This window comes from Cupriavidus sp. GW822-FHT06G04, assembly GCF_058799075.1.
In genome coordinates this window covers 279,263-304,293 of sequence record NZ_JBXALD010000008.1, presented here as the reverse complement: position 1 = coordinate 304,293, position 25,031 = coordinate 279,263, and the positions used below count along the sequence as shown (strand labels likewise).

General features: G+C 65.7%; 21 protein-coding genes. 3 read left to right on the top strand and 18 right to left on the bottom strand.

From position 1 onward, the window contains the following. Positions 1–114 precede the first annotated feature (114 nt). On the bottom strand, positions 115–444 hold the full coding sequence (locus AC1RKI_RS19630) for a hypothetical protein (RefSeq protein WP_061956928.1): 330 nt from the start codon (positions 442–444) through the stop codon (positions 115–117). A gap of 100 nt (positions 445–544) precedes the next feature. Further along, complete coding sequence (locus AC1RKI_RS19625; protein WP_492796703.1) at positions 545–1,777, bottom strand: MFS transporter; 1,233 nt, start codon at positions 1,775–1,777, stop codon at positions 545–547. Between the two features lie 97 nt (positions 1,778–1,874). On the opposite strand from AC1RKI_RS19625, the gene AC1RKI_RS19620 reads away from it, so the two are divergent. Continuing rightward, positions 1,875–2,321: a winged helix-turn-helix transcriptional regulator gene (locus tag AC1RKI_RS19620; protein ID WP_150981216.1), complete on the top strand. Its 447-nt coding sequence runs from the start codon at positions 1,875–1,877 to the stop codon at positions 2,319–2,321. Positions 2,322–2,420: 99 nt separating this feature from the next. Here the strand turns inward: AC1RKI_RS19620 and AC1RKI_RS19615 are convergent, their stop codons facing one another. Together AC1RKI_RS19615 and AC1RKI_RS19610 are read right to left on the bottom strand one after the other, a co-directional pair. Continuing rightward, positions 2,421–3,257: a class I SAM-dependent methyltransferase gene (locus AC1RKI_RS19615; RefSeq protein ID WP_492796701.1), complete on the bottom strand. Its 837-nt coding sequence runs from the start codon at positions 3,255–3,257 to the stop codon at positions 2,421–2,423. A 211-nt stretch (positions 3,258–3,468) separates the two neighbouring features. Then, on the bottom strand, positions 3,469–4,443 hold the full coding sequence (locus AC1RKI_RS19610; RefSeq protein WP_492796699.1) for an alpha/beta fold hydrolase: 975 nt from the start codon (positions 4,441–4,443) through the stop codon (positions 3,469–3,471). An 84-nt stretch (positions 4,444–4,527) separates the two neighbouring features. On the opposite strand from AC1RKI_RS19610, the gene AC1RKI_RS19605 reads away from it, so the two are divergent. Next, positions 4,528–5,010: an RrF2 family transcriptional regulator gene (locus AC1RKI_RS19605; protein WP_150981218.1), complete on the top strand. Its 483-nt coding sequence runs from the start codon at positions 4,528–4,530 to the stop codon at positions 5,008–5,010. A gap of 45 nt (positions 5,011–5,055) precedes the next feature. On the opposite strand, the gene AC1RKI_RS19600 is transcribed toward AC1RKI_RS19605, so the two are convergent. Continuing rightward, positions 5,056–7,992 carry an HD domain-containing phosphohydrolase gene (locus AC1RKI_RS19600; protein ID WP_492796697.1) on the bottom strand — a complete coding sequence of 979 codons (2,937 nt, stop codon included), beginning with the start codon at positions 7,990–7,992 and terminating at the stop codon, positions 5,056–5,058. 392 nt (positions 7,993–8,384) lie between these two features. Between AC1RKI_RS19600 and AC1RKI_RS19595 the strand changes: the two genes are divergently transcribed. Further along, a complete protein-coding gene (locus AC1RKI_RS19595) occupies positions 8,385–8,576 on the top strand; it encodes a hypothetical protein (protein ID WP_061956927.1) in 192 nt (63 codons plus the stop codon). A gap of 126 nt (positions 8,577–8,702) precedes the next feature. Here the strand turns inward: AC1RKI_RS19595 and AC1RKI_RS19590 are convergent, their stop codons facing one another. The 13 genes from AC1RKI_RS19590 to AC1RKI_RS19530 all read right to left on the bottom strand — a co-directional run bounded on the left by AC1RKI_RS19590 (position 8,703) and on the right by AC1RKI_RS19530 (position 24,938). Continuing rightward, a complete protein-coding gene (locus AC1RKI_RS19590; RefSeq protein WP_492796695.1) occupies positions 8,703–9,911 on the bottom strand; it encodes an MFS transporter in 1,209 nt (402 codons plus the stop codon). Between the two features lie 102 nt (positions 9,912–10,013). After that, the gene (locus tag AC1RKI_RS19585) at positions 10,014–10,955 is read right to left on the bottom strand and encodes a LysR family transcriptional regulator (RefSeq protein ID WP_492796693.1); all 942 of its coding nucleotides are present in this window, start codon (positions 10,953–10,955) and stop codon (positions 10,014–10,016) included. A gap of 148 nt (positions 10,956–11,103) precedes the next feature. Next, positions 11,104–12,609 carry an aldehyde dehydrogenase gene (locus AC1RKI_RS19580; protein WP_492796691.1) on the bottom strand — a complete coding sequence of 502 codons (1,506 nt, stop codon included), beginning with the start codon at positions 12,607–12,609 and terminating at the stop codon, positions 11,104–11,106. Continuing rightward, a complete protein-coding gene (locus AC1RKI_RS19575; RefSeq protein ID WP_492796689.1) occupies positions 12,606–13,859 on the bottom strand; it encodes a Zn-dependent hydrolase in 1,254 nt (417 codons plus the stop codon). The genes AC1RKI_RS19580 and AC1RKI_RS19575 overlap by 4 nt, the downstream gene beginning before the upstream one ends. A gap of 16 nt (positions 13,860–13,875) precedes the next feature. Continuing rightward, positions 13,876–14,949, bottom strand: a complete 1,074-nt coding sequence (locus AC1RKI_RS19570; protein WP_061956883.1) for a histone deacetylase family protein — start codon at positions 14,947–14,949, stop codon at positions 13,876–13,878. Between the two features lie 37 nt (positions 14,950–14,986). Next, complete coding sequence (locus tag AC1RKI_RS19565; protein WP_492796687.1) at positions 14,987–16,681, bottom strand: thiamine pyrophosphate-binding protein; 1,695 nt, start codon at positions 16,679–16,681, stop codon at positions 14,987–14,989. Continuing rightward, positions 16,678–16,977 (bottom strand): cupin domain-containing protein, encoded by a 300-nt coding sequence (locus tag AC1RKI_RS19560; protein ID WP_061956881.1) that lies wholly within the window; start codon positions 16,975–16,977, stop codon positions 16,678–16,680. The genes AC1RKI_RS19565 and AC1RKI_RS19560 overlap by 4 nt, the downstream gene beginning before the upstream one ends. Before the next feature lie 22 nt (positions 16,978–16,999). Further along, a complete protein-coding gene (gene gabT, locus AC1RKI_RS19555; RefSeq protein WP_061956880.1) occupies positions 17,000–18,262 on the bottom strand; it encodes a 4-aminobutyrate--2-oxoglutarate transaminase in 1,263 nt (420 codons plus the stop codon). 37 nt (positions 18,263–18,299) lie between these two features. Then, positions 18,300–19,952, bottom strand: coding sequence for an ABC transporter ATP-binding protein (locus AC1RKI_RS19550; protein ID WP_061956879.1), 1,653 nt, complete (start codon positions 19,950–19,952; stop codon positions 18,300–18,302). Positions 19,953–19,963: 11 nt separating this feature from the next. After that, positions 19,964–20,803, bottom strand: a complete 840-nt coding sequence (locus AC1RKI_RS19545) for an ABC transporter permease (RefSeq protein ID WP_061956878.1) — start codon at positions 20,801–20,803, stop codon at positions 19,964–19,966. Further along, positions 20,800–21,804 carry an ABC transporter permease gene (locus AC1RKI_RS19540; protein ID WP_061956926.1) on the bottom strand — a complete coding sequence of 335 codons (1,005 nt, stop codon included), beginning with the start codon at positions 21,802–21,804 and terminating at the stop codon, positions 20,800–20,802. Before AC1RKI_RS19540 ends, AC1RKI_RS19545 begins: the two co-directional genes overlap by 4 nt. Positions 21,805–21,880: 76 nt before the next feature. Next, on the bottom strand, positions 21,881–23,479 hold the full coding sequence (locus AC1RKI_RS19535) for an ABC transporter substrate-binding protein (RefSeq protein ID WP_061956877.1): 1,599 nt from the start codon (positions 23,477–23,479) through the stop codon (positions 21,881–21,883). A gap of 130 nt (positions 23,480–23,609) precedes the next feature. Then, positions 23,610–24,938: an ArgE/DapE family deacylase gene (locus tag AC1RKI_RS19530; RefSeq protein ID WP_492796682.1), complete on the bottom strand. Its 1,329-nt coding sequence runs from the start codon at positions 24,936–24,938 to the stop codon at positions 23,610–23,612. Positions 24,939–25,031: the final 93 nt, after the last annotated feature.

The window sequence follows — 25,031 nt, the reverse complement described above, 5'->3', positions numbered from 1 at the left end:
CCGCCAGGCCACCGGCGCTTGCGACGAAAAAAGCCCGCTCGATGGAGCGGGCCGGTAATGCGTTTGCAGCCATTTGCAGCCCGTGACTTCAAGCCGGGCCGCGGTGCCAGGCGCTTACTTCTTCGCGCCGTCCGTGTACGGATCGGCCTTGCCCACGCGGGCGCCGTCCAGATACGGATCGGGCTTGCCGGTCTTGGCGCCGTCCGTGTACGGATCGGTCTTGCGCGGCGCCAGGTCGGTGCGGGTGCTCGACTTCGATTGCACATCGAACTTGTCGGCCTTGCCAGACTTGGCGCCATCCAGATAGGGATCCGGCTTGCCGGTCTTTGCGCCGTCGGTGTACGGATCGACCTTCCTTTGCGCCTGCTGCGCGTGGGCCAATTGCACGGCGCCCAGGGCCGTCAGGGCTGCCACCATCAACGTCGGTACGGTCTTCTTCAGCATCATCATCCTCTCAGGTAAGGGCCAGACATCGCCCAGCATGCCCCGTATCGGCGCGTCGCCTGATCGGATTTGCCCGTCTTTTTTCAATTTGCACAGCCATTCAGCGCGGCGCCCGCTGCGGGCAACGCGCCGAGTCGATCAACTGGCCAGCTTGCATGCGCTGCGTCCAGACGCCGAACCCCAGCGCCAGCACACTGACCGAGGCGCCCAGCGCGCAAACGCCATGCCAGCCACCATGCGCATAGGCCAGCGTGGCGCCCATCGCGCCCAGGCCGCTGCCGGCCGCATAGAACAGCATATAGAGGCCGATCAGCCGACCGTGGGCGTTGGCGTGGGTGCGCACGATCAGGCTTTGGTTGGTCACATGTAGCGCCTGCGCGCCGGCGTCCAGCAGCACGATGCCCAATGCCAGAAGCCACAGCGACGCATCCATGCGCGACAACGGCCACCATGCAAGCAGCAGCAGGACCAGCGCCATCACGGTCACGCGCGGCGCGTAGCCGTCATCGACCCAGCGGCCGGTGCGCGCCGCGGCCAGCGCCCCGGCCACCCCGACCAACCCGAACGCACCGATGACGGTGTGGGCAAGGTGGAACGGCGGCGCGCTGAGGGCAAGCGCCAACGCGCTCCAGAAGATATTCAATACGGCGAACATCAGCAGCGCCAGGATGCCCCTGACCTGCAGTACCGGCTCGGTGCGTAGCAGCCCGAACATCGATGCGATCAGCCGCCAGTACCGGAGCGGCGCGGCGGCGTCGACCAGGCGGGGCAGACGCCGCCACAGCGGCACGGCCACGCACGCCATCAGCAGTGCCGCCAGCAGGTACACGCCACGCCAGCCCGCAAGATCGCTGACCGCCCCGGAAAACGCCCGCGCCGACAGCAACCCGATAAACACCCCACCCTGTGCGATGCCGATCACCCTGCCCTGCTCCCGCGCGGACGCTGCGCTTGCCGCATAGGCCAGCAAGCCCTGTGTCATCGCCGTGCCGAGCAGGCCCACGCCCAGCATGCCCGCCAGCAGCATCGGCGCCGATCGCGCCATGCCGACCAGCACCAGCACACCGACCAGCAACGCAAGCTGAATTCCCATCAGGCGGCGGCGCGGCAAGACATCGCCGAGCGGCACCACCAGCAGCAGCGCCAGCGCGCACCCCACCTGCGTCATCGCGACCACGCCGCCGACCAGTGCGGGCGCCATGGCGAACTCCAGCGCCAGCGCATCGAGCAATGGCTGAGCGTAATAGACGTTGGCCACGCTCAGGCCGCTGGCCACGGCAAACAGCATCAGCAAGCCGCGCGGCATGTCGGCCCGAACCGGTGGGACACTCATCGCAAATACCTCGTCATGTGGTTGCAAAATGAAACTCGTTGAATGCTAGGGCAACAGGTTTTAAAATGCAACCACATCAGAATCACCGAGAAAGCCGATGCCAAGCCAGCCCGAACCCGCAAACCAGCCGTGCCCGGTAGCGCGATCGCTCGACGTGATTGGCGACCGCTGGTCGCTGCTGATCGTTCGGGATGCATTCGATGGCGTGCGCCGCTTCGGCGATTTCCAGCGCAACCTTGGCGTGGCGCGCAATATCCTGGCGGGGCGGCTGCAGAAACTGGTGGAGGCCGGCGTGCTGCAAACCCAGGCGGCGTCCGATGGGTCGGCCTATCAGGAATACGTGCTGACGCCGCGCGGCGAGCGTCTGTTCCCGGTGGTCGTGGCGTTGCGCCAGTGGGGCGAGCGCAATTTGTTCGCCAGTGGCGAGCGCCATTCCGTGCTGGTCGACCGGCGCACGGGCAAACCGGTGGGACGCATGGACCCCATGACCCGCGACGGCACCGTGATCAGGCCGGCCGACACCGAGGTGCGCAAGGTCCGGTAGCGATGGCACGCAGTGCATCGCCGCACGCCAAAAATACTGTCCTTATCTGGCCCAACGTTGTGAGCTTATGGACGGCCGATGCGCCCGCCGGCGCAGCGCCTAGGCGGCAACCGATGCACCGCGCTGGACGGCCGCGACGATCACGTGCGCCTGAATCCTGCCGCTCACCGGGCCATCGCCATGGCGCTGCGCGATTGCCTGCGCCGCGCGCTCGATCGCCACTCGCAGCAGCCCGGCATCGCGCGCCTCGATTTCGCCGCGTAGTGGCGTTCCCAGACAATAAGCCGTAGCGACATCGCGCGCCGAATCCGCGCGGCTGACTTTCTCCAAAGTTTCGATTGCGATGTCGGCAAAGCCGGCGCGGCGCAGATCATCGCGAATCCGCGCAACATCGTGATAGCCGTGCGGCGTGCGGGCGAGGAATCGGGGTGGATCGTCGGCAAACAAGGCGGCAACAGCCTGGGTGACTTCGTCGGCAAACGCGTTGTGCTCGATGCGATCCCAGACATTGAAAACAAGACGGCCGCCGGGCCTGAGCACGCGACGCGCCTCGGCGTAGCCGGCAACGCGGTCGGGAAAGAACATCGCGCCGAACTGGCAGCAGACCGCGTCGAAGGCGCCATCGTCGAACGGCAGGTGCAGCGCATCGGCCTGCCGCCATTCGATCCGACTGTCGGCGCCCTGCCGCGCGGCGGCATAGTCGAGCATCGGCTGGTTGAGATCGGTGACCACATAGCGCGCTCGCGGGCCGAGGCGCGGTGCTAATGCGCGCGTGACCGCGCCGCTGCCGGCAGCCGTTTCGAGCACCGCTTCCGGCGAGCCGGCGGCCACGCGCTGCGCCAGGTCGTCGGCGTAATCCGCGAAGATCAGCGGCACCATCAGCTTGTCGTAAAACCCGGGGATCGAGCCAGCAAAGATCGTGTCGCGCTCAGTCATATTGCCCCCCTGAAAGCCGTTGCGGGCCCCGCGCCGCTGCCCATCGGGCGCGCGGGCCAGCGGCCACGCACCATGGTGAACGCGACGGCCGGCGTCGTCAATTCAGCCATTAAGACGCGCGTTTGTGATGCTATATTCCCCACGCCTGCACGGGCATCCGAGATGCCTTGCGGGTGCCGCCGCTTACGCTCCGCCGAACCGGTTGAAGGCGTCAAAGCCCGTTGAGAAATTCGATTAGCGCTGCGTTGACCACGCCCGGTGCTTCCTGGGGCAGCCAGTGCCCGGCCGCCGCTACAACTTCAGACGTGCGCAGATTTGGCACTGTCTTGGGCATGGCATCGATCATTTCCCGCATGCCGGGCATGACCAGCCCCGTATCTCGTTCGCCCACAAGGTAAAGGGCAGGCACTTCGATGCGCAGCCCCTCGAACGCGGCTTGCATTTCCCAATTTCTGTCCAGATTGCGATAGTAGTTCAGGCCGCCTCGAAAGCCGGAGACTTCGAAGGCGTGCACGAACTCTTCCAGATCGGCGGCCCCAAGCCAATTCGGCAAAGACGGGAAATCATCGAGAGTATCGAGATACGGCTTGTCCCGCGGCACCAACCCGAACGGATTCGGAGTGCTGGCGTCGCGAACGCCGACATCGCCCGAGGCGGAAAAATAGATCTTGCGCAGCGTCGCCCCAACGTCAAGCGCAAGCTCGCGGTCGGCAAGTCCGCATTCGGAAAAGTAATGGGTGTAAAACCACGCCTGCTCGTTCTGCGGAAAGAGGCGACTTGGTGCGCAGGGCGCGCGACCCATCATCGGCACGCCAAGCGCCGCGACACCGCGAAATCGATCGGGCCGTAGCATTGCCGCCTGCCACGCAATAGTTGCGCCCCAATCGTTTCCGACGATCACGGCTTGGCTTTCACCGAGTACGCCAACGAGCGCAACAAGATCGCCGATAACGTCGAGCGTCGTGTATTGCCCGATATCTTCGGGGCACTCGCTTAAGCCGTATCCGCGCAAGTCCGGCGCGACAGCATGAAAACCGGCTTGCGCCAGTGCTGCGAGTTGATGCCGCCACGCATGCGAGGTCTCTGGAAACCCATGGCAAAGTAGCACCAATGGCCCGTTGCCCTGCTCAGCAACATGCAATCGGATGCCATTGGCTTCAATAAAGCGACGACGGTAGGCGGTCATGTGGGCTCGGTCTTATGATCGTTTGCAACACGGATTGCGTTAGCGTAACATCAAACATTACGGAACATCAATAGATCGGTTTTCATGCGACTCGACACCCGACTGGCCCGGCTCCTGCACGTTCTCGTGCACATGCATCTACGCGGTGGTTCGACCACGTCCGACAACATCGCACTGATGCTTCACACCAACCCGGTTGTGGTGCGAAGAACGATGGCAGCGCTGCGGGACGCCGGCTACGTCCAGTCTGCGGGCGGACGAGGGGGCGGGTGGGAACTCGCGCGAGATCCGGAGGATTTCACGGTAAGGGATGTCTTCGAGGCGATCGCCCATACGACGCTTTTCGCACTGGGCCCCGCCGATGACAATCCGGCATGCCCGGTAGAGGCTGCCGTAAATCGCTATCTCAATGACGCCCTTGGTGCCGCGGAAGCGGCGATGCTGCGGATCTTTGGCAAGAAGAGCCTGGCCACAATCGCCCGCGATGTCACTGCATCGACATCGGGAGAATCCAGCGGCCAAGTCCAAGGCCCAGCGAATGGAAAGCTGCGGCAGACTGGGCGTTAACACGACGAATTCGGCTGAATCGCCGGGAACGCCACGACTGCCACTTCAGGCGATGTTGCTGTGCGCATCCGCTCCGAGGTATTGCGTGATGTCGACGTGATCGATCTGCTCCGGCCGCATGAAGCGCTGCGCATAGCGCAGATACACGCCGGAGGTCAGAAACAGCTCGAACAATTCCGGATCGATATGGTGTTGGTCGCGGGCCATTGCCATGATGCGGACCGATTCCGAGAGCGTCTTGGCCGGCTTGTATGGCCGATCGGCCGCGGTAAGCGCTTCGAAGACATCGGCAATCGCCATCATTCTGGCCAGCGGACTCATTTGTTCGCGATGCAGCCGGCGCGGATAGCCGGTGCCATCCATCTTCTCGTGATGGCTGCCGGCGATTTCCGGCACCTGCCGCAGCGCCTTGGGAAACGGCAGTAGCGACAGCATGATCTGCGTCTGCACGATATGGTCCTCGATCTTGAAGCGCTCCTCTGTGCTCAGGGTGCCGCGCCTCACCATCAGGTTGTGCAGCTCGCCCCGGTTGTAGAGATGCCGCGGCGTATCGAGCTTGAAACCCCACGGATTGTCGGCAGGAATCGTGTCGTGTGCGGTGCGCTCGATGATGTGTTCGTCCTTGTCCGCCAGCAGCGGCTCCCATGCGGGCAGCGGCTGCGCCGGCACGCGCGCCTTGCGCGACAGTTCCTCGCGCGAGATGCCGAGCCGGTCGTCCAGCGTGCGTTGCCAAGTGCGCGATGCCACCTGCAGCAGGCGGTCCTTGTGCGCGGCGTCCATGAACTCCGCACCCTGGTTGCAGGTGGCGACAAAAGCGAAGTCGTCGTCCAGCGCCTGGCATGTCTGGTCACACCGGGCCCTGGCGGCGTGCTCGTCTTCGCCCGCTGCAATTGCGCGCAGGTAATCGATTTGCGCATCGCGCTTCAGCACTTCAAAACGCATGCGAATCTCGTGGATGCGATCGTGCAGCGTTTCCAGCTTGGTGGCCTTGTCGATGATGTACTCGGGAGTCGTCACCTTGCCGCAGTCATGCAGCCACGCGGCCACATGCAGCGCCTCTTTTTGCGTATCGGTCATCTGGAACGACTTGTACGGGCCCTCGGTGGCATCGCAAGCAGCGGCCGCCAGCATCTTTGCCAGATGCGGCACACGTTCGCAATGGCCGCCGGTATGCGGGCTCTTGGCGTCGATGGCGCCGGCCAGCAACTTGATGAACGCATCGAACAGCACGCGTTGTGCCTCCGTCAGCGCGCGCACCTCGATGGCGCCCGCGCACAGCCCCGACAGCGTCCTGACGAAGGCAAGCTGGGCCGCTTCCATCGGGGTGTCGCGCAGCAACAGAATCACGCCCTGCAGCTCTTGCTGGCGCGTGACGAGCGGAATCGCCACGGCATGGCTGGCGTCGCCGCACACCAGGCCGGCGGCGCGCAGCGCGTCGATCGGCATGGCGCCGGCCTGCGGCGCCAGCGACACCGCCGCGGAACGGACCAGCGGCGGGGCCTGTTCGATGGTGGTCGGCGGCACGCGGGCCGACGCATCCTCGCCGGCCCGGTCCAGCGCCGCCCCGGTGTTCAGTGCGTCATCATCGGCCAGGTAAAGCACGCCGGCGCGCCCACCCGCGGCGTCGAGCGTCTTGCGCAACAGCAGCGGCAACAGGGTTTCCAGCCGCGATTCGGCCGAGATTGCCGTCGCGATCGCCAGAAAGCGCTGAATGGTCTGCCGCATGCTCTCGGTGGCCGCGGCCAGCGCATTGACTTCCTTGATGCGCGACCGCGCGGCGACCGGATCAAAAAAATCGAACCTGCGGATGGCCTCGACGCCCTCGGCCAGCTTCTGCAGCGGATGCGAAATCCGCCGCGCCGCGAGCCAGATCAGCGGCATCGACAGCAATATGACCAGGGCCGTTGCCGCCAGACTCACCAGCGCGCGTTGCCGCGCATCTTTCAGCAGTTCCGCTTGCGGGATGGCCGACACCAGGAACAGCGGATCGCCGTCGCTTGGCGTCACGCGGTCGATCTGGGTGTACCAGGTCCTGCCGTCAACCGACTCTGTCGCGGCCGCCGAAGCCTTCGCGCCCAGCCTTGCGATACCCGCGGCCACGTGCGTCAGGATTGGGATACGGTAGCGGGCCGCCGAGGCCGGCACGTCAAGCTGGATCGCGTCGGGCGCTGCGTCGGATTCGGGCGGCTTCCGGTCGACCGCAAGGACCTTGCCGCCTGCATCCAGCAGCGCAAGCACCGACCCCGGCGTGGTCTCTTCGCGCGCCAGCATCTGGCCGAGCGAATCGAGCCTGAAATCTCCGCCGACCACAGCCTGCCGGCCCTGGGCCGGCACCGCCAGCGTCGCGCCCGCGTCCTGATCGGCAAAGAACATATAGGGATCGGTGCGGATCAGGCCGCCCGCCGCCATCGCCCGCACGTACCACGGTCGTTGCCGCGGGTCGAACTTGCTCGCGAAATCCGCGTCGTCGGCCTGCCCCACCACTGCCAGGCTCGCATCGAGGAAGATCAGCCGACCCGTTGGTTCTTTGGTGCCTGTCGCCGCCGCATCGACGCTGCGCACGACGTAGGCCGCTGGTTGCGGCGCCCTGAACAGCCGGCGTTCGGCGTCGGTGCGCAGCAGCCGCATGTAGAAGAAGCTGCCATCGGCGTAACCGAGGTACAGCGACTGCAGGATCGGGGACGTCTCGAGCGCGTCGCGAATCAGCGCGAGCCTTTGCAGGCGCTGATCGAGGGACCGCGCATCGGCAAGCGAGCTGTGACTGATGAGCTTGACGGCCATCTGCGCCGGGTTCATCAGTTCCTCCACCTCGTCGAGCGTGTGGCGGCTGATGCGGCGCGTGGCATCGGCAGTGGCGGTTTCCAGCGCCTGCTTGGTCATGACGAAGTTGATGGCGCAGGTCAGCGCCCCGACCACAAGCACCAGGCTCCCGAAAAGCATCCACAGATGGACGTGAAGCGGGAGATCCCTGAGCTTTGGCATTGAATGTCCTTGGTGGGCGTCGCCTGACGCTTCCGGCGCTTGCAATCGTGGCGTTTGTCGGGGAAAGAGATTTATCGATATCCCCGGATATCTTTACGACACTTGCGATCTTAGGATGATTTACCAGCATTTGCGATATCGACAATCGCGCCCGCCGCTGCGGCTGTCGCCGCGACGCGCGCAGCCTTGTCCGCGGAATTGTTTGCTTCCAACAGGAATCGACCCAGTCTGAGAATGCACACACATACAAAATCGGGAAGTAGGCTTGACGTCAATAACGGTTCACGTCGGGCTTTGCCAACAAGCTGCAGTCTGCGTGTGGGGCGACCCAAGGAATTCCGGGACTGGCATCCCACCGCACACTGCAAGCGATCTCAAAGGGGGAGATGACGATGGACGACCATACCCAGATTCTCGTGTGCGGATGCGGTGCGCCTGTACGGATCAGGGAATTGCGCTTCGCGCTGGCCGGTAACCAGGCACGCGACTGGGCGCCCTGCCCGGTCTGCTACCGCAAGCTCTATCAGATGCGTGTGGACGGCGTGGTTTGCGCCGAGCTGGTGTCAGAGCTGGAGTGGGATTAGCCGCCTCGGCGCCGACGCGCAGGTCGACGCCGACGGCCGAATGAAAGCGCACCGCCCACGAGCGTGGCCGGTGTGCCGCGCGCTGCCCGCTTACGGCAGCGCTTATGGCGGCGCTTAAGGCAGCGCTTATGGCAGCGCTTGGCGCCGCGACGTCACGAGCAGCCCGGCAAGGGCGAGCAGTGCGAGCCCGCCGCCGGTGACGACGATGCCTGTCCATCCGAAGTGGATGTACAGCGTGCTGGCCATCGCCGACCCAACTGCTCCGCCCACGAAGATCGCCGTCATATAGAGCGCGTTCAGCCGTCCGCGGCTCGCTGCGTCGAGCGCATAGATCGCACGTTGTCCCAGGACCATATTCATCTGGACGGCAAAGTCGAGCAGGATGCCGGTCGCCGCAAGACCGAAGATCGCCACGCTGCCGCCTGCCATCCCGGGAAGAAAGCTCAGGGCCGCCACGATCAGTGCGGCAAGCGAGGCGAGGCGGCTATGTCCGGCATCGGCAAGGCGGCCGGCAATCGGCGCAGCCACCGCGCCCAGTGCGCCGACCAGGGCAAACAGTCCGATCTGCGATTGCGACAGCCCCAGGCGACCGCCGAGTTCCAGCGGCACGGCTGTCCAGAAAAGGCTAAAGGCGGCAAACAGAAGGCCCTGCAACAGCGCTCTCTGGCGCAGCACCGAATAACGGCCGAACAGATGCCACAGCGAGGCCAGCAGGCTGCCGTAGGTGGCGCGATGTTGCGGCACGCGGCGCGGCAGCGTCGCTGCAATGATGCCCACGGTGAGCAGCGTCATCACTGCCGCGATGACGAACACCCCGCGCCATCCCAGCCATTGCGCGGCCATGCTGGACAACGGGCGCGACAGGAGAATGCCGGACAGCAGGCCGCCCATGATGGTGCCGACGGTGCGCCCGCGCAGCGCTTCTGGCGCCAGATGGGCCGCCAGCGGTATCAGGATCTGCACGCTGACCGAACTGAGCCCGAGCAGCAGCGAAACGAGCAGGAACACCGTGGGTTGCGAAGCCAGCGCGGCGCTCGCCAGGCTGGCCGCGGCCGCCACGCCGCTGACGACCAGCAGGCGGCGGTTTTCGAGCAGATCGGCTAGCGGCACAAGGAAGAACAGCCCGATGGCGTAGCCGATCTGGGTCAGCGACACGATCACGCTGGCGCGCTCGAGCGACATGCCAATGGCCGGCGCAATGAGCTCGATGATCGGCTGCGCGTAGTAAAGATTGGCGACCAGCACGCCGGCGCTAAGGGAAAACAGCGCGACGAGACCTGCGGACATCGGCGCGGCTGCACTGCCTGCAATCGTGGGGGAGGACTGGGAAGACATGACTCCGGACTCCTGTAAGGGGATGCACGGAGGTTAAGGCCCAGGCGACGTTGCGAGAATCGCAACCGCGCGCAACGCAGCGTTGCGCAGGGGGCAAAGCCGTTACGAGCCGCGTGGGGACTGAAGCCCGGTCGGGCCCGGCAGCGTGCCGAGAAAATCGAGAAACGCCGCCACGCGCCGCGATCCACGGTGACTGGGCAGATAAAGCGCCGTAATGGACGACGAGGACTGGTTCGGGGTGACTTCCCAGGCGTCCAGCAACGCAACCAGCCGGCCGTCGGCGATATCGGCCGCTACCAGCCAGTCCGGCAGCAGGCCGATGCCAAGCCCCGACAGCGCGGCGTCGCGCAGCACTTCGATGTTGTTGCTGCGCAGGCTGCCCTGGACGGGCACTACCACCTTTTGCGCATCGTGGCCCGGCGCCGGCGGGCGAAATGTCCAGACCTGCTCGCGGCCGCCGAAGCTGAATCGCAGGCATCGATGATCGACCAGATCGGCCGGCTCGGCCACGGCGGGTTGTGGTTCGAGATAGGACGGGCTGGCAACTACCAGCCGGCGGAAGCGGCCGATCTCGCGCGCGATCACGTCATCGTATGCCGATGCACTGCCCAGCCGCACCGACACATCGATTCGCTGCGCGACGAGATCGACGATCTCGTCTGTCAGTTGCACGTCCAGTTCCAGCTTCGGATAACGGGCCATCCAGTCGCCGAGGTAAGGCGACACGCAGCAGCGTCCGAATGCCACCGGCAGCGAAACACGCAACTGCCCAACCGGCATCTCGCCGCGATCGGCGATCAGCGCATCGGCTTCCTCCACCGCTTCGAGGATGCGGCGGGCATGCTGATAGTAATTGGCCCCGGCTTCCGTCACCGTCACCTGTCGCGTGGACCGGTTCAACAGGACCGCGCCCAGTTCAGTTTCCAAGGCATCGAGCGCGCGCGTCACCGATGACGTGGCCAGCCCCATGCGGCGCGCCGCAGACGAAAAACCCTTGGCGTCCACGGTTTCGACGAACGTCTTCAGCGCGAAAAATTTGTCCATGCTTCGGTGGCGGTTTTTGGGGCCGGCAACGCCGCGCCCCGCTACGGTTGGCAAGCCGCAGCTTACCCCCCGCGCGGCGCCTTCCGCAATCGCCGACACCGATAGCCGGCTAAAGCCGATACCACTGAGCTTGCCGCTTGCCGCCGGGCTAATTGCCGAGCCGGATCCAGGTAGTTTTCAGGTCCTGGTATTTTTCCAGCGCGTGCAGCGACTTGTCGCGACCAAAGCCCGATTGCTTGACGCCGCCGAACGGCACGGTGATATCGCCATCCATGTAGCAGTTGACCCACACCAGCCCGCTGCGCAGCTTGCGCGATACGCGGTGCGCGCGCGACAGGTCGGACGTCCATAAGCCCGCCCCGAGGCCATACGGCGAATCGTTGGCCATGCGCACCACCTCGTCCTCGGTGTCGAACACGGTCACGGCCAGCACTGGTCCGAAGATTTCCTCGCGCACAATGGTCAGCGCCTGCGACGGGCATTCGAAGATCGTCGGCTGCACGAACCAGCCGCCGCTGCCGCCACGGGCAGCCTGTCCGCCCGCGCGCAGCGTCGCACCTTCCCTGCGGCCCGCCTCGATATACGACATCACGCGATCGAACTGGCGCCCATCGACGATCGCGCCCATGGCCGAGGCCGGATCGAGCGGATCTCCCGGCTGCATGGCGGCGGCATGCGCCTGCAGGCGCGTCAGGAAGGCTTCGTAGATGCCGCGCTGCACGTACAGACGCGATCCGGCGATACAGATCTCGCCCTGGTTGTTGAAAATGCCGATGGCGGCGGCCAGCGCGGCGCGCTCAACGTCCGGGCAGTCGTCGAACACGATATGCGGCGACTTGCCGCCGCACTCAAGCCAGACCCGCTTCAGGTTGGACTGCCCGCTGTATTCCATGAAACGCTTGCCGGTGGCGGTCGACCCAGTAAAGGCCAGGCAATCGACATCGGCATGGCGCCCAAGCGCCTGTCCCGCATCGGCGCCCAGCCCCGGCACCACGTTGAACACGCCCCGCGGCACGCCCGCCTGTTCGGCCAGCGCGGCAAGGCGGATCGCCGTCAGCGGCGATTGCTCGGCCGGCTTGAGCACCACGCTGTTGCCCGCAGCCAGCGCGGGAGCCACTTTCCAGCTTGCCATCAGCAGCGGATAGTTCCACGGCACCACGGCGGCCACCACGCCAACCGGCTCGCGCGTGATGGTTGCCAGCACGTTGCTGTCGGTCGGCGCGATCTCGTCATAGACCTTGTCGATGCTCTCCGCGTACCAGGCGTAGGTGCGCGCCGCCTCGGGGATATCGTAGAGCATCGTGTCGGCGATGGGCTTGCCCATGTCGAGCGTTTCCAGCAGCGCCAGTTCATCGCGATGCGTGTCGATCAGCGCGGCCAGCCGCAGCAGGACCGCCTTGCGCTCGCGGCGCGGCATGTCGCGCCACGTACCGGCATCGAAGGCGCGTCGCGCGGCGGCCACGGCGCGGTCCACATCCGCCGCACCGCAAGCCGGTACGCGCGCCAGCAGCGCGCCGGTGGCCGGGTTGATGCAGTCGAATGTCGCGCCATCGGCGGCGTCCGTCCATTGCCCGTCGATATACGCCTGCGCACCGATCTCTAGTGCGGCGGCCTTTACCTGCCAGTCGCGCAGGGTGCCCAGTGCCTCGCTCATTCGTGCTCCTTGCCCGCTTGCGCCAGCATCGCGCCCAGCAGTACGTTGGCGCCGGCTTCCAGGTGTTCGGGCCTGGCGTCTTCCACTTCGTTATGGCTGATCCCGTCCTTGCACGGCACGAAGATCATCGCCGTCGGGGCTACGCCGGCGATATACACCGCGTCATGACCCGCGCCAGTCACGATGTCCTGATGGCTGTAGCCGCGGGCGCGGGCCTCGCTGCGTACATGCGCAACCAGTTCCGGCGCGAAAGGCGTCGGCGCGAAGTACTGCACATCGACGATCTTTACGTCGAGCGCGGCACCCGTGGTGGCGCCCTCCGCCAGCGCTGCACAAGCGTCGCGAAAACGCCTGTCCATCGCCTGCAACTGCTGCGCGTCCTGATGGCGCAGATCGACCGTGAAGGTGACGCTGCCCGGAATCACGTTGCGCGACGCCGGATGCACGTTGACCACGCCCACCGTGCCGCGGCCATGGGGCGCAAAGTCGTGAGCGATGCGGACGACTTCCTGCATCAGGTGCGTGGCGCCATACAGCGCATCGCGGCGCAGCGGCATCGGCGTCGGCCCGGCGTGCGCCTCCATGCCGGTCACGGTCACGTCGTACCAGCGCAGCCCCAACGATCCCGTCACCACGCCGATCACGTTGTCCTCGGCTTCCAGGATCGGGCCCTGCTCGATATGGGCTTCGAAATACGCGCCGACCGGACGGCCGCCCACGGGCAGATCGCCCGCGTAGCCGATCGCGCGGAGTTCGTCGTCGACGCGCTTGCCGGCCGTGTCGACAGCGTTCAGCGCCACCTCCAGCGGAAAGACGCCGGCAAACACGCCGGAGCCCATCATCACCGGCACAAACCGCGTGCCTTCCTCGTTGGTCCAGATCGCCAGTTCCAGCGGCGCCTCGGTCCGCACGCCGTGATCGTTCAGCGTGCGCATCACTTCCAGCCCGGCCAGCACGCCGAAGCAGCCGTCGAACTTGCCGCCGGTGGGCTGGGTGTCGATATGGCTGCCGGTCATCACCGGCGGCAGGCTGTCATCGCGGCCGGCGCGGCGGCCGAAGATATTGCCGACGCGGTCCACGGTCACCGTCAGGCCCGCATCGCGCATCCAACCGGTCACCAGGTCGCGGCCCTGGCCGTCGAGTGCGGTCAGCGCGAGCCGCGCGTTGCCGCCCTTCGGCGTCGCGCCGATCGCGGCCAGATCCATCAGCGACTGCCACAGCCGCTTGCCGTCGATATGCAAAGTCGTCATCGCTTGCTCCCGATGTTCATGCGATGGCCGGCGCGAAGCCAGCCAGGAACGATTCCAGCGCCATGCCGATGGCGTCGACCTCATAGCCGCCCTCCTGCACCACCACGGTTGGCACGCCCAGCGCGTGGATGCGTTCGCCAATGCTGCGATACGCATCGATGCCCACCTGCAGCACGCTGATCGGATCATGGCGGTAGGTGTCGAAACCGAGCGCAAGCACCAGCGCCTGCGGGCGGTAGTCGCGCAGCGCATCGAGCGCACTGTCCAGCGCGGATAGAAAACCCGCATCGGCCGTGCCGTGCGGCAGCGGAAAATTGAGGTTGTAGCCGTAACCCGCGCCGTGGCCACGCTCCGTGGCATAGCCGGTATAGAACGGGTAATACGCGCCCGGATCGGCATGCAGCGAAATCGTCATCACGTCCGAGCGTTGATAGAAAATTTGCTGCGTGCCGTCGCCGTGATGGGCGTCGACGTCCAGCACCGCTACCTTGTCGAAGCGCTCCAGCAGCGTCTGTGCGGCAATGGCCGAGTTGTTGACGTAGCAGAATCCGCTAGCCCGGTCGGCATGTGCGTGATGACCTGACGGCCGGCACAACGCATAGGCCATGCCGTTGCCGTCGTGCGGCGCGCAGACATGCCGCGCCGCGGCCACCGCGCTATGCGCCGAGCGCAGGATCGAGCGCCAGCTGTCCGGTCCCAGCGGGCAGCTCAGGTCGCCCAGGTAATAGCCAGCTTCGGCAATCACGCTGCCGGACGGACAAGGCCCGCGCCGCGTCTTGTCGACCCGGCCGTTGTAGTACGGCGAGAGATTGGGCAGCACCTCGATACCTGGGTCCAGCGTGGGCGACGCCATGGCCATCCAGCGCACGTGCGCAGTGGAAAGGAAATCGAGGTAGGCCGGACTGTGCACGGTTTCCAGCGGCGCACGGCCGTAGTCCGGGGGCGTGGCAAGCTCGATACCGCGGGCATCGAGCGCCCGCTGAAGCGCGGCGGCGCGAGCCGGCACATCGGTCGGCTCGCACAGCCGGCCTGCGCGCATGAACTGCCGAGGCTGGTGCAGCAACTGGTCATCCGAAAAGAAGGCGCGCATTGTGGGATTCACGAAAAGGTTCTGGTGGATGGGCCGGTCAGTGCGATTGCCGCGCCAGCGCGGCCGCGCGGATGCCTGACAGCGTCACGCCGGGCGCGATGCCATCGGGTTCGTAGCGCAGCTCGATCAGCGCCGGGAGGTTTTCGCGCGCGGCAAACTCCAGTGCGCGCGCAAAGGCGGGACCGAATGCCTCATCGTTGTCGACCACCTCGCCATGCCCGCGATACGCGCGGATCAGCTCGCTGAATGCAGGATTGTCGAAGGTCAGCGCAATCGTGCGGCCCGGAAACTCGCGTTCCTGGTGGGCGCGGATCGTGCCCCACATGCCGTTGTTGAACACGAGGATCACGATGCCGAGCCGGTACTGCATGGCCACGCCCAGCTCCTGCAGATTCATCTGGAAGCAGCCATCGCCCGCGTAGCAGACCACCGTGCGATCGGGCCGCTCGAGCTTGGCGGAAATCGCGGCGGGCAGCCCGTACCCCATCGATCCGACGGTTGGCGCCAGGCTGGTGCCCACGCCGTGAAAGCGGTGATAGGTATGCGCAAACAGCGCGTAGTTGCCGGCGCCGACCGTGACGCACGCATCGGCCGGCACGTGGTCGCGCACGTGGCATGCCACGCGGTTCAGGTTCAACGCGCCCGGCGCTGCCTGGGGCGCCTGCCCGGCGCGGAAACTGGCGTGCGCCCCGGCCACCGCCGCGCGCGCCGGCGCCGTGGCGGGCGACAGTTGCGCGACGGCCGCCGCGAACGACACCACGTCGGCCGCGATCGGCAGCGTCGCGCGAAACACGCGGCCCAGCTCGTCGGGGTCGGGGTACACATGCACCAGTTGCTGTTTGGGTAGCGGACTTTCGATCAGCGTGTAGCCCTCGGTCGTCGCCTCGCCCATGCGCGTGCCCACGGCGATCACCAGATCGGCATCGCGGATGCGCTGGCGCAGCGCGTCGGTCATGCCCCAGCCCACATGTCCGGCAAAGTTGGGATGGTCGTTGTCGAAGCATTCAAGCCGACGCCATGCCACGCCGACCGGCAGCGCGAACCGTTCGGCAAACCCCTCGATCTGCCGCAGCGCGGTGGGCGTCCAGCCCGATCCGCCCACCAACAGGAACGGCCGCTGCGCGCCGGCCAGCATCGTGCCCAGCCGATCGATCGACGCCGGCGTGGGCGCGCCGTACGCGCGTTGGTAGCGCGGCATGTCGGGCACGCTGGCCCGCCCCCACAACGTGTCCTCGGGCAATGCCAGCACCACCGGCCCCGGCCGTCCGCTGGTGGCCACCGCATAGGCGCGCGCGATGAATTCCGGAATGCGATCGGTGCGATCGATCTGCGCCACCCACTTCGCCATCTGGCCGAACATGCGCCGGTAATCGATTTCCTGGAACGCCTCGCGCTCGTAGAAATCGTTGCCGACCTGGCCGACGAACAGGATCATCGGCGTGGAGTCCTGGAACGCGGTATGCACAGCGATGCTGGCATTGGTGGCGCCGGGGCCGCGCGTGACGAAGCACACGCCGGGCTCGCCAGTCAGCTTGCCGTAGGCCTCGGCCATGTAGCCCGCGCCGCTTTCCTGGCGGCAGACGATCGGCGCGATGGCGTCGCGGTGCTCATTGAGCGCGTCGATGCAGGGCAGATAGCTTTCGCCGGGCACCAGGAATACGCGCCGCGCGCCGTGGATTCGCAGTTGGTCGACCAGGATCTGGCCGCCGTTGCGCTCGCGCAGCGTACTCATGCGAGGCCTCCACGCTTGATCTCGATTTCAACGAACACGCATTCGCCATCGTGCGCATTGATCACGTTGTGTTCGACACCGGCGGGTCGCGAATATGCCTGGCCGGCCACCAGCTGGCTGGTGACCTCGCCCTGCGGGGTCTGCAGCAGCAGCGCGCCGGTGGTCATCGGCACCACCACGTAGTCATGGCCATGGCGATGGTGTCCGGTTTCGGCGCCCTTCGCGAAGCGCCATTCGGTCACGATCACGCGATCGTTGTCGACCTGGACGGTCGGTACGGCTTGCGGTCGGGTCATGGGTTGGTCCTTGGTCGGCGGATCAGCGGGTCAGTACTTCGGCGAGGATGTCGAGGCCCTCGTCCATCACGGCGTCCTCGATCGTGAGCGGGAACAGGAAGCGGATGACGTTGCCGTACACGCCGCACGACAACAGCAGCAAACCCTTTTCCAGCGCGCGGTTCTGCACGTCGCGCGTGAAGTCGGCGTCGGGGCTGCCGTCGGCGCGCCGGAATTCCACGGCCACCATCGCGCCGATGCCCCGCACCTCGGCGATCTGCGGCACGCGCGGCTTAAGACTGTTGAGCCGCTCCGTCAGGCGTTCGCCCAGCGCGGCGCCACGGGCGATCAGGTTCTCCGACTCCAGCACGTCCAGCACGGCCAGCGCCGACGCCACGGCCAGCGGATTGCCCGCATAGGTGCCGCCCAGCCCGCCCGGCGACGGCGCGTCCATGATTTCGGCTCGGCCGCACACGGCCGACAGCGGCATGCCGCCGGCCAGGCTCTTGGCCATGGTGGTCAGGTCCGGCGCTACGTCGTAGTGCTCCATCGCAAACAGCTTGCCGGTGCGGCCAAAACCAGTCTGCACTTCGTCGGCGATCAGCAGAATGCCGTGCTCGTCGCAGATGGCGCGCAACATGCGCACGAACTCCGGCGGCGCCACATTGAAGCCGCCCTCGCCCTGCACCGGCTCGAAGATCATCGCGGCCACGCGGCGCGGATCGATATCGGCCTTGAACAGATGATCGAGCGCGCGACGCGCGTCGTCGACGCTCACGCCGTGCAGCGCCGACGGATACGGTGCGTGATAGACCTCTCCCGGGAACGGGCCGAAGCCCACCTTGTAAGGCGCCACCTTGCCAGTCAGCGCCATGCCCATCATCGTGCGGCCGTGAAAACCGCCCGAGAAGGCAATCACGCCCGGCCGTCCCGTGGCGGCGCGCGCGATCTTGATGGCGTTCTCGACGGCTTCGGCGCCGGTGGTGAAAAACGCCGTCTTGCGCGCCGAGCGGCCCGGTGCGCGCTGGTTGATTTTCTCGGCCAGCTCGATATAGCTGGCGTACGGCACGATCTGGTAGGCGGTATGCGTGAAGCGGTTCAGTTGTTCCTGCAGCGCGGCCACCAGGCGCGGGTGGCGATGGCCGGTGTTGAGCACGGCGATGCCCGCGGCAAAGTCGATATAGCGCTTGCCTTCGACATCCCAGATCTCGCTGTTCTCGGCGCGTTCGGCGTAGAAATTGCACATCACGCCCACGCCGCGCGGGGTGGCGGCGTCCTTGCGGCGGACCAGTTCTGCGTTCTTCATGTGTATGGCTCCAGTGAATGCGTCAGGGACAAAGGCGTCAGGCGGCGGCGCGGATCAGCGTGGGGTCCCACGACTTGCCCGGAATGGCGTCGATCAGCCTGCGCGTGTAATCGTGTTCGGGGGCGTCAAAAATCTGCGCGGGCGGACCGGACTCCACCACGCGGCCGCGATGCATGACGATGATGTGATGGCAGATCTGCGCGGCAACGCGCAGGTCGTGCGTGATAAAGATAAGCGCGATGTCGAGCTTCTTCTGCAGGTCGGCCAGCAGTTGCAGCACCTGGGCCTGAACCGAAACGTCGAGTGCGGAAACCGATTCGTCGGCGACCAGCAGCTTGGGCTCCAGGGCGAGTGCCCGCGCGATGCCGATGCGCTGGCGCTGCCCACCCGAGAACTGGTTCGGATAGCGATCGAACGCCGAAGGCTCCAGCCCCACCAGTTGCAGCAGTTCTCGCGCGCGCTTGCGTGCATCGTCCAGCGGCACGCCGTTGGCGACCGGGCCGTCGGTGATGATGCGGCCCACCGTGTGGCGTGGATTCAGCGATGCAAACGGATCCTGGAAGATCATCTGCACATCGCGCCGGAACGGTCGGAACTGGCGCTCGGACAGCCGCGCGATGTCCTGGCCGTCGAACAGCATCTGGCCGCCATCGACGCCGGTCAGCCGCAGCAGGCATTTGCCGATGGTGGACTTGCCCGAGCCCGACTCGCCGACGATGCCCAGCGTCTGGCCGCGGCACACCTGGAACGACACGTCGTCCACCGCGTGCGTCACGCGTTTTTTTGAAAACAGCCCGCCGCCCGACACGTAGGTCTTGCGCAGGTTGCGCACCTTGAGCACGGTGGCGCCGGCATCGTGGCCGGCGTCCCTGGCGCGGCCGTGCGGCACGGCGCTGATCAGCCGGCGCGTGTACGGATGCTGCGGATGTTCGAGCACCTGGCGTGCCGCGCCAATCTCCACCAGTTCGCCCTTTTCCATCACGGCCACGCGATCTGCAATCTCGGCCACCACGCCAAAATCGTGGGTGACGAACATTACGCCCATGCCCTTCTCCGCCTGGATACGGCGGATCAGCCGCAGAATCTGGGCCTGTGTGGTCACGTCCAGCGCGGTGGTCGGTTCGTCGGCGATCAGCAGCTTCGGCTCCAGCGCCAGGGCCATGGCGATGACCACGCGCTGGCGCTGTCCGCCCGACAAACGGAATGGATAGCTGTGCACCAGGGTGGCGGGATCAGGCAGGCCAACGAATTCCAGCAGGTCCAGCACGCGGCGCCGACACGCATCGCCCGGATAGGCGCGATGCACGCGCATGACCTCGGCGATCTGGTCGCCCACGGTCATCACCGGGTTCAGCGCCGACAGCGGCTCCTGGAACACCATCGCCATGTCCTTGCCGCGCATGCCGAGCAAGGCGGACTCGTCGAGCGCCAACAGGTCGCGCCCCTGGAACAGGATCTGGCCCGACTCAGGCTTCAGGTAGGTGGGCAGAAGGCCCATGATGGCGTTGGCGCTCATCGACTTGCCCGAGCCCGATTCGCCCACGATGCACAGGATCTCGCCCGCGTGCAGGTCATAGGAGATATCGCGCACGGCGTGCGGACGGTCGCCGCCGCGCGGCAGCGCGATCGACAGGTTGCGGATCGACAGCAGCGGCTGGGGCGATTGCGGGGAATGGCTGGTTTGCGTCATGGGAGCGCTCCTTACTCGCCACGGCGGCGCAGTTGCGGGTTCAGGGCGTCGTTGAGCCCTTCGCCGATCAGGTTGATGGCCAGCACGGTCAGCAGAATGGCCACGCCGGGCCACACGCTCATCCACCACGCCTCGCGGATCATCGTGCGCGCCGCGCCGATCATGAAGCCCCAGCTCATCATGTTGCGATCGCCCAGGCCCAGGAACGACAGCGCCGATTCGGTCAGGATTGCCGTGGCGACCATGAACGATGCCGAGACGATGATGGGCGACATCGCGTTGGGCAGGATCTGCGTGACGATGATGCGCAGCGGACGCTGCCCGATCACCACGGCGGCCTGCACGAATTCGCGCTGTTTGAGCGACAGGAATTCGCCGCGCACCAGCCGCGCCACGGGCGGCCACGACACCACCGAGATCGCGCCGACGATCGAATAAATCGAAGGATTGAAGATGGCCACGATCACCACGGCCATCGCCAGTTGGGGAATGGTCTGGAAGAACTCGGTCAGGCGCATCAGCGCGTCGTCGATGCGGCCGCCGCAATAGCCGGCCACGGCGCCCACCATGACGCCCAGCACCAGCGCCACGGCCGTCGAGATCACGCCGACCAGCAGCGACACGCGCGCGCCGTACAGCAGCCCGGCCGTGATGTCGCGCCCGAGCATGTCGGTGCCGAACGGGTAAGCCATGTCGGCAAACGGCTTCATCAGCGGATCGGCCACCATCAGCCACGGCGATTCCTCGTACAGCAGCGGCGCCACGAACGACACCGCCACCACGGCGGCGAGCAGCAGCAGGCCGATCACCGCGCCGTAATTGCGGCAATAGCGTTTGACGAACGATTTCATGCAGTGGCCTCCTTGCCGCCGATGGCGATGCGGGGGTCGATGAAGCGATAGATCACGTCGGTTACCAGGTTGAAAAACACCACCAGCGCCGACGTCACGAAGAAGATGCCCAGCAGCAATTGGTAGTCGCGCTGCAGCAGCGCGTCGAACATCAACCGGCCGATGCCGGGCCACGAGAACACGGTCTCGGTCAGCACCGCGCCGCCAGCCATCTGGCCCAGCTGGATGCCCGCAAACGTGATCACCGGCAGCAGCGCATTGCGCAGCACATGCACGCGGATCACGCGACGCGCCGGCACGCCCTTGGCACGCGCGGTCTTGACGAAGTCCATGCCCATCACCTCCAACATCGACGCGCGCGTCAGCCGCACATACACGGCCATGAAGAAGCAGCCGAGCGAGATCGTCGGCAGGACCAAATGCAGCGCGATATCCTTGGCGCGCGCCATGCCGGTCAGGTTGGCGCCGACCGTTTCCATGCCGAAGGCCGGCAGCCAGCCCAGCACGACCGAGAACAGGATGATGGCCATCAGCGACAACCAGAACAGCGGCGTCGCATAGAGCAGCAGCGCACCGGACATCACCGCGCTGTCGATCCATCGCCGCCGGTTCTCGTAGCGGGTTCGCGCGGAGATCACGCCCAGCAGCACGCCCATCGCGATCGAGAACACGAACGCGCCGCTCATCAGCAGGAACGTGGCAGGCAGCCGATCGAGAATCAGGTCCAGCACGGGCAGATGGTTGCGGTACGAGTAGCCCAGATCCAGCGTGGCCACGCCCTTGAGATAGATGCCCAGCTGCGTGAGCACGGGCTTGTCGAGCCCGAACTGCTCGCGCAGCTGCGTCACGTACGCCGCGTCGCCAGCGCCGGCCTCGCCTGCCATGACGGTGGCCGGATCGCCGGGCGCCATGCGGATCAGGAAGAAATTGATGACCACCACGCCGATCACCACCACCAGCGCCTTGGCCAGCCGGGACATCAGGAAAGACAGAAAACTCACGATCACCTCCGCACAACCATGACCTTGTGGCACGGCGCGCCGGCGGCAGTCCGCCAGCGCGCGATACCGGCGTCGATCAGTTCTTCTCGATCGAAACGTTGTCGAACGACTCGTTCAGGCCAATGGCCGTGGTCACCAGGTTCTTGACGTTCTTGCGATACAGCGTCGGAAACTCGATCTCGAACAGGTTGGCGTTGGCCACGTCGTTCACCAGGATCTTCTGCAGCTCGCTGTAGAGCTTCTGGCGCTCGGCGCCATCCATGGTGGCGCCGGCTTTGGCCCACAGGTCGTCCGCGGTGGGGTTGCTGTAGCCCTGCACATTGGCGAACGGCGTGCCCTTGACCATGTTGCGCGTTACGTACAGGCGCTCCACGCCCAGCGCCGGATCACCATACTGGTACGTGTACGTCACGGTCATGTCGAAGTCCCAGTTGCCCACGCGCGCCGACCACGTGCCGGCATCGGCCGAATCGATGCTGACCTTGAAACCGAGCTGCTCGAGCATCTGCTTGATGTACTCGTCCAGGCGATCCCAGTTGGCGCCGTACGACGTCGACAGGATCTTGACCGGGTACTTGCCCACGTCCACGCCGGACGCCTTGATCTCGTCGCGCGCCTTCTTGATGCTGAAATCGAACGTCGGCATGTTCTTGTCGAAGAACAGCGTGCTCGACGAGAACGGGCTGACCGCGGGCTTGCCCATGCCGAAGAAAATGTTGTCGACAATCAGCTTGCGGTTCAGCGCATGCATCACGGCCTGGCGCACCTGCACGTTGTTGAACGGCGGCTTGCGCTGGTTCAGCAACAGGCTGGCCATGGGCGCGAACATCTCCCAGCCCTTGGTGGTGTATTCCACGTTGGGCAGCGCACGCAGACGCTTGACGTCGACGTTGTCCACGTCGCCGCCGCGCAGCACCTGCACGTCGCCCTTCTCGAACGCCACGGCACGCGACGCCGAATCGGGAATCACGTAGAAGACCAGTTCGTCCAGGTACGGCTGGCCCTTTTTCCAGTAGTTCGGATTCTTGGCGAGCTTGATGTACGCGCCCTTCTTCCATTCCTTGAACACGAACGGGCCCGTGCCCACCGGCTTCTGGTTGGCGGGGTTGTTGCGGTAGTCGGTGCCGTCGTAGATGTGCTTGGGCATCATGGGCATGGTGCCGGTCTCGAACATCGAGATGAACGGCGGAAACGGCTCCTTCAGCTTGATCTCGACCGTACTGTCGTTGACCGCGCGGATCGACGCCATGTATTTGTTGATGACCGCGCGGGTGCGCACATGCACTTCGCGCAGCATCTTGTCGATCGAGAACACCACGTCGGCGGACGTGAACGGTTTGCCGTCATGCCATTTCACGCCCTGCTGCAGCTCGAAGGTGTAGGTGAGGCCGTCGGGCGAGATCTTCCACGACTTGGCCAGTTCCGGACGCGGCTTCAGATCGGGGCCGTAGGTCAGCAGGCCCTGGTAGATCTTGCCGGCGATGTACTGCGTGGGGGCTTGCGAATTGAGCGCGCTGACCAGGATCGGCGGTTCCGGCTGCACGATGCCGGACAGTGTGCCGCCGGTGGTCTGGGCAAGCGCGGCGCCGGCCATCAGGCCGGCCGCGGCAACGAAAGCCATCGACACCAGGCTCCCCCTGATGCGTGACTGGACGCTGGCAGTGATGCATTTCATCGGTCGTTTCCTTTTTTTTGGGACAGGCAGGGTCATCGGGCAGCGTGCGGCGCACGTTGTCCGGGGGTTGCTTACAACGAGGGAAAATCAACGGCGCGCGATGGCGCCGCGGTTGCACGTCAGGCGGCCGTCAGTCCACGGCCGGCTCCACGCCGCACCAGTCGACCAAAAACTGCGCAAACGTAGTGGTGACGCGCACCATGCTGTCGATCGACACCGATTCGTCGATGCCGTGGATATTGCGCGCCTCGGGGCCGTAGCACGTGACCGGCGTATCGAGCGTGATGCGGAAGTGCCGCGCGTCGGTGGTGGCGGTAGTGGCCGTGCGTGCCACCTCACTGCCGTGCACTTTGCGATGCGCCTCGGCCAGCGCGCGCATCGGCGCGTTGTCGAGATCGAACTCGCAGCCCGGCGCGTGGAACCCTTCGTAGCGAATCTCCAACTGCAGCGTGCTGCCCAGCCGCGCCAGGGTATCGCGCACGCGCTGGGCGACGATGGCCTTGGCCTCGTTCACATCCATATGCGGATAGAAGCCGATGCGGATGCCCAGCGTGCATGTGCAGGGCACCGACGAATTCCATTCGCCGCCGTGGATCTGGCCAAGATTGAAGTTGATCGGATGCGCGTGTTCCCGATACGCGGCCGGGCGATTGCGCGGCAGGTTCCACTCGGCTTCCAACTCGCGCAGGTCCGCCATCACGGCGATGCCGGCTTCCACCGGATTCACGCCCGTGGTCATGTACGCAGCGTGCGCGGGGCGTCCCGTCAGGTCGACGAACATCCAGAACACGCCCATTTGCGCCGTCATCAGCGACTCGCCAAGCGGCTCGGGGATCAGCACCGTATCGAACGACGCAAGCTTGCCCGCGCCCACCGCGTTGCGCAGTGCCGCCACCGTGGCCAGCGCGCCGTTTCCGGTGCTTTCTTCTTCCAGCACGGCATTGAATCCGACATTGCCCGCGGGCTGCACGCCGAGGTTCTTGAGCGCCTTGAACGCGGCCAGCGCGCACACGATGCCAGCCTTCATGTCGCCAGCGCCGCGGCCGAACAGCCAGCCATCTTCGACATACGCCTTGAATGGCGATTCGGCCCACATCGCATCGGGCCCGGTCGGCACCACGTCGAGATGGCCATTGAACAGCACCGAGCGGCCCCCGCGTTCGCGCGGACGATGGGTGGCCAGCAGGTTGTAGCGGCCGCCATCGGGACAACATGGTGTGGAGAACAGCGGCAGGTCTTTCAGTTGCGCCGTGTTGAGCATGATGTGCTCGGACGTGAGGCCGAGGTCGCGCAGCGCGCCCTCAAGAAAGTCCACCGCCGGCTGTTCGGCGCCCGACGGGCTCTTCGCGGCAACGAAGCCGCTCAGGGTTTCCACCATGTACGGCGTCAGCGCGCGTACCGCTTCGGCAAGCGACTGCGTGGCGAGATCGGGTGCAAGGGCAGTGGCAGTATTCGGCATGGGGGCTCCACAAACGGACATCGAAAAAATCTGCATCGGCACGGATGGAAAATTAGCCGATGGTTGGTACCATCGGTAGGTCCATATGCAGTT

Coding starts and splice junctions, on each gene's coding strand:
- AC1RKI_RS19630 (WP_061956928.1), bottom strand. CDS start 444: ATGCTGAAGAAGACCGTACCGACGTTGATGGTGGCAGCCCTGACGGCC.
- AC1RKI_RS19625 (WP_492796703.1), bottom strand. CDS start 1,777: ATGAGTGTCCCACCGGTTCGGGCCGACATGCCGCGCGGCTTGCTGATG.
- AC1RKI_RS19620 (WP_150981216.1), top strand. CDS start 1,875: ATGCCAAGCCAGCCCGAACCCGCAAACCAGCCGTGCCCGGTAGCGCGA.
- AC1RKI_RS19615 (WP_492796701.1), bottom strand. CDS start 3,257: ATGACTGAGCGCGACACGATCTTTGCTGGCTCGATCCCCGGGTTTTAC.
- AC1RKI_RS19610 (WP_492796699.1), bottom strand. CDS start 4,443: ATGACCGCCTACCGTCGTCGCTTTATTGAAGCCAATGGCATCCGATTG.
- AC1RKI_RS19605 (WP_150981218.1), top strand. CDS start 4,528: ATGCGACTCGACACCCGACTGGCCCGGCTCCTGCACGTTCTCGTGCAC.
- AC1RKI_RS19600 (WP_492796697.1), bottom strand. CDS start 7,992: ATGCCAAAGCTCAGGGATCTCCCGCTTCACGTCCATCTGTGGATGCTT.
- AC1RKI_RS19595 (WP_061956927.1), top strand. CDS start 8,385: ATGGACGACCATACCCAGATTCTCGTGTGCGGATGCGGTGCGCCTGTA.
- AC1RKI_RS19590 (WP_492796695.1), bottom strand. CDS start 9,911: ATGTCTTCCCAGTCCTCCCCCACGATTGCAGGCAGTGCAGCCGCGCCG.
- AC1RKI_RS19585 (WP_492796693.1), bottom strand. CDS start 10,955: ATGGACAAATTTTTCGCGCTGAAGACGTTCGTCGAAACCGTGGACGCC.
- AC1RKI_RS19580 (WP_492796691.1), bottom strand. CDS start 12,609: ATGAGCGAGGCACTGGGCACCCTGCGCGACTGGCAGGTAAAGGCCGCC.
- AC1RKI_RS19575 (WP_492796689.1), bottom strand. CDS start 13,859: ATGACGACTTTGCATATCGACGGCAAGCGGCTGTGGCAGTCGCTGATG.
- AC1RKI_RS19570 (WP_061956883.1), bottom strand. CDS start 14,949: ATGCGCGCCTTCTTTTCGGATGACCAGTTGCTGCACCAGCCTCGGCAG.
- AC1RKI_RS19565 (WP_492796687.1), bottom strand. CDS start 16,681: ATGAGTACGCTGCGCGAGCGCAACGGCGGCCAGATCCTGGTCGACCAA.
- AC1RKI_RS19560 (WP_061956881.1), bottom strand. CDS start 16,977: ATGACCCGACCGCAAGCCGTACCGACCGTCCAGGTCGACAACGATCGC.
- gabT (WP_061956880.1), bottom strand. CDS start 18,262: ATGAAGAACGCAGAACTGGTCCGCCGCAAGGACGCCGCCACCCCGCGC.
- AC1RKI_RS19550 (WP_061956879.1), bottom strand. CDS start 19,952: ATGACGCAAACCAGCCATTCCCCGCAATCGCCCCAGCCGCTGCTGTCG.
- AC1RKI_RS19545 (WP_061956878.1), bottom strand. CDS start 20,803: ATGAAATCGTTCGTCAAACGCTATTGCCGCAATTACGGCGCGGTGATC.
- AC1RKI_RS19535 (WP_061956877.1), bottom strand. CDS start 23,479: ATGAAATGCATCACTGCCAGCGTCCAGTCACGCATCAGGGGGAGCCTG.
- AC1RKI_RS19530 (WP_492796682.1), bottom strand. CDS start 24,938: ATGCCGAATACTGCCACTGCCCTTGCACCCGATCTCGCCACGCAGTCG.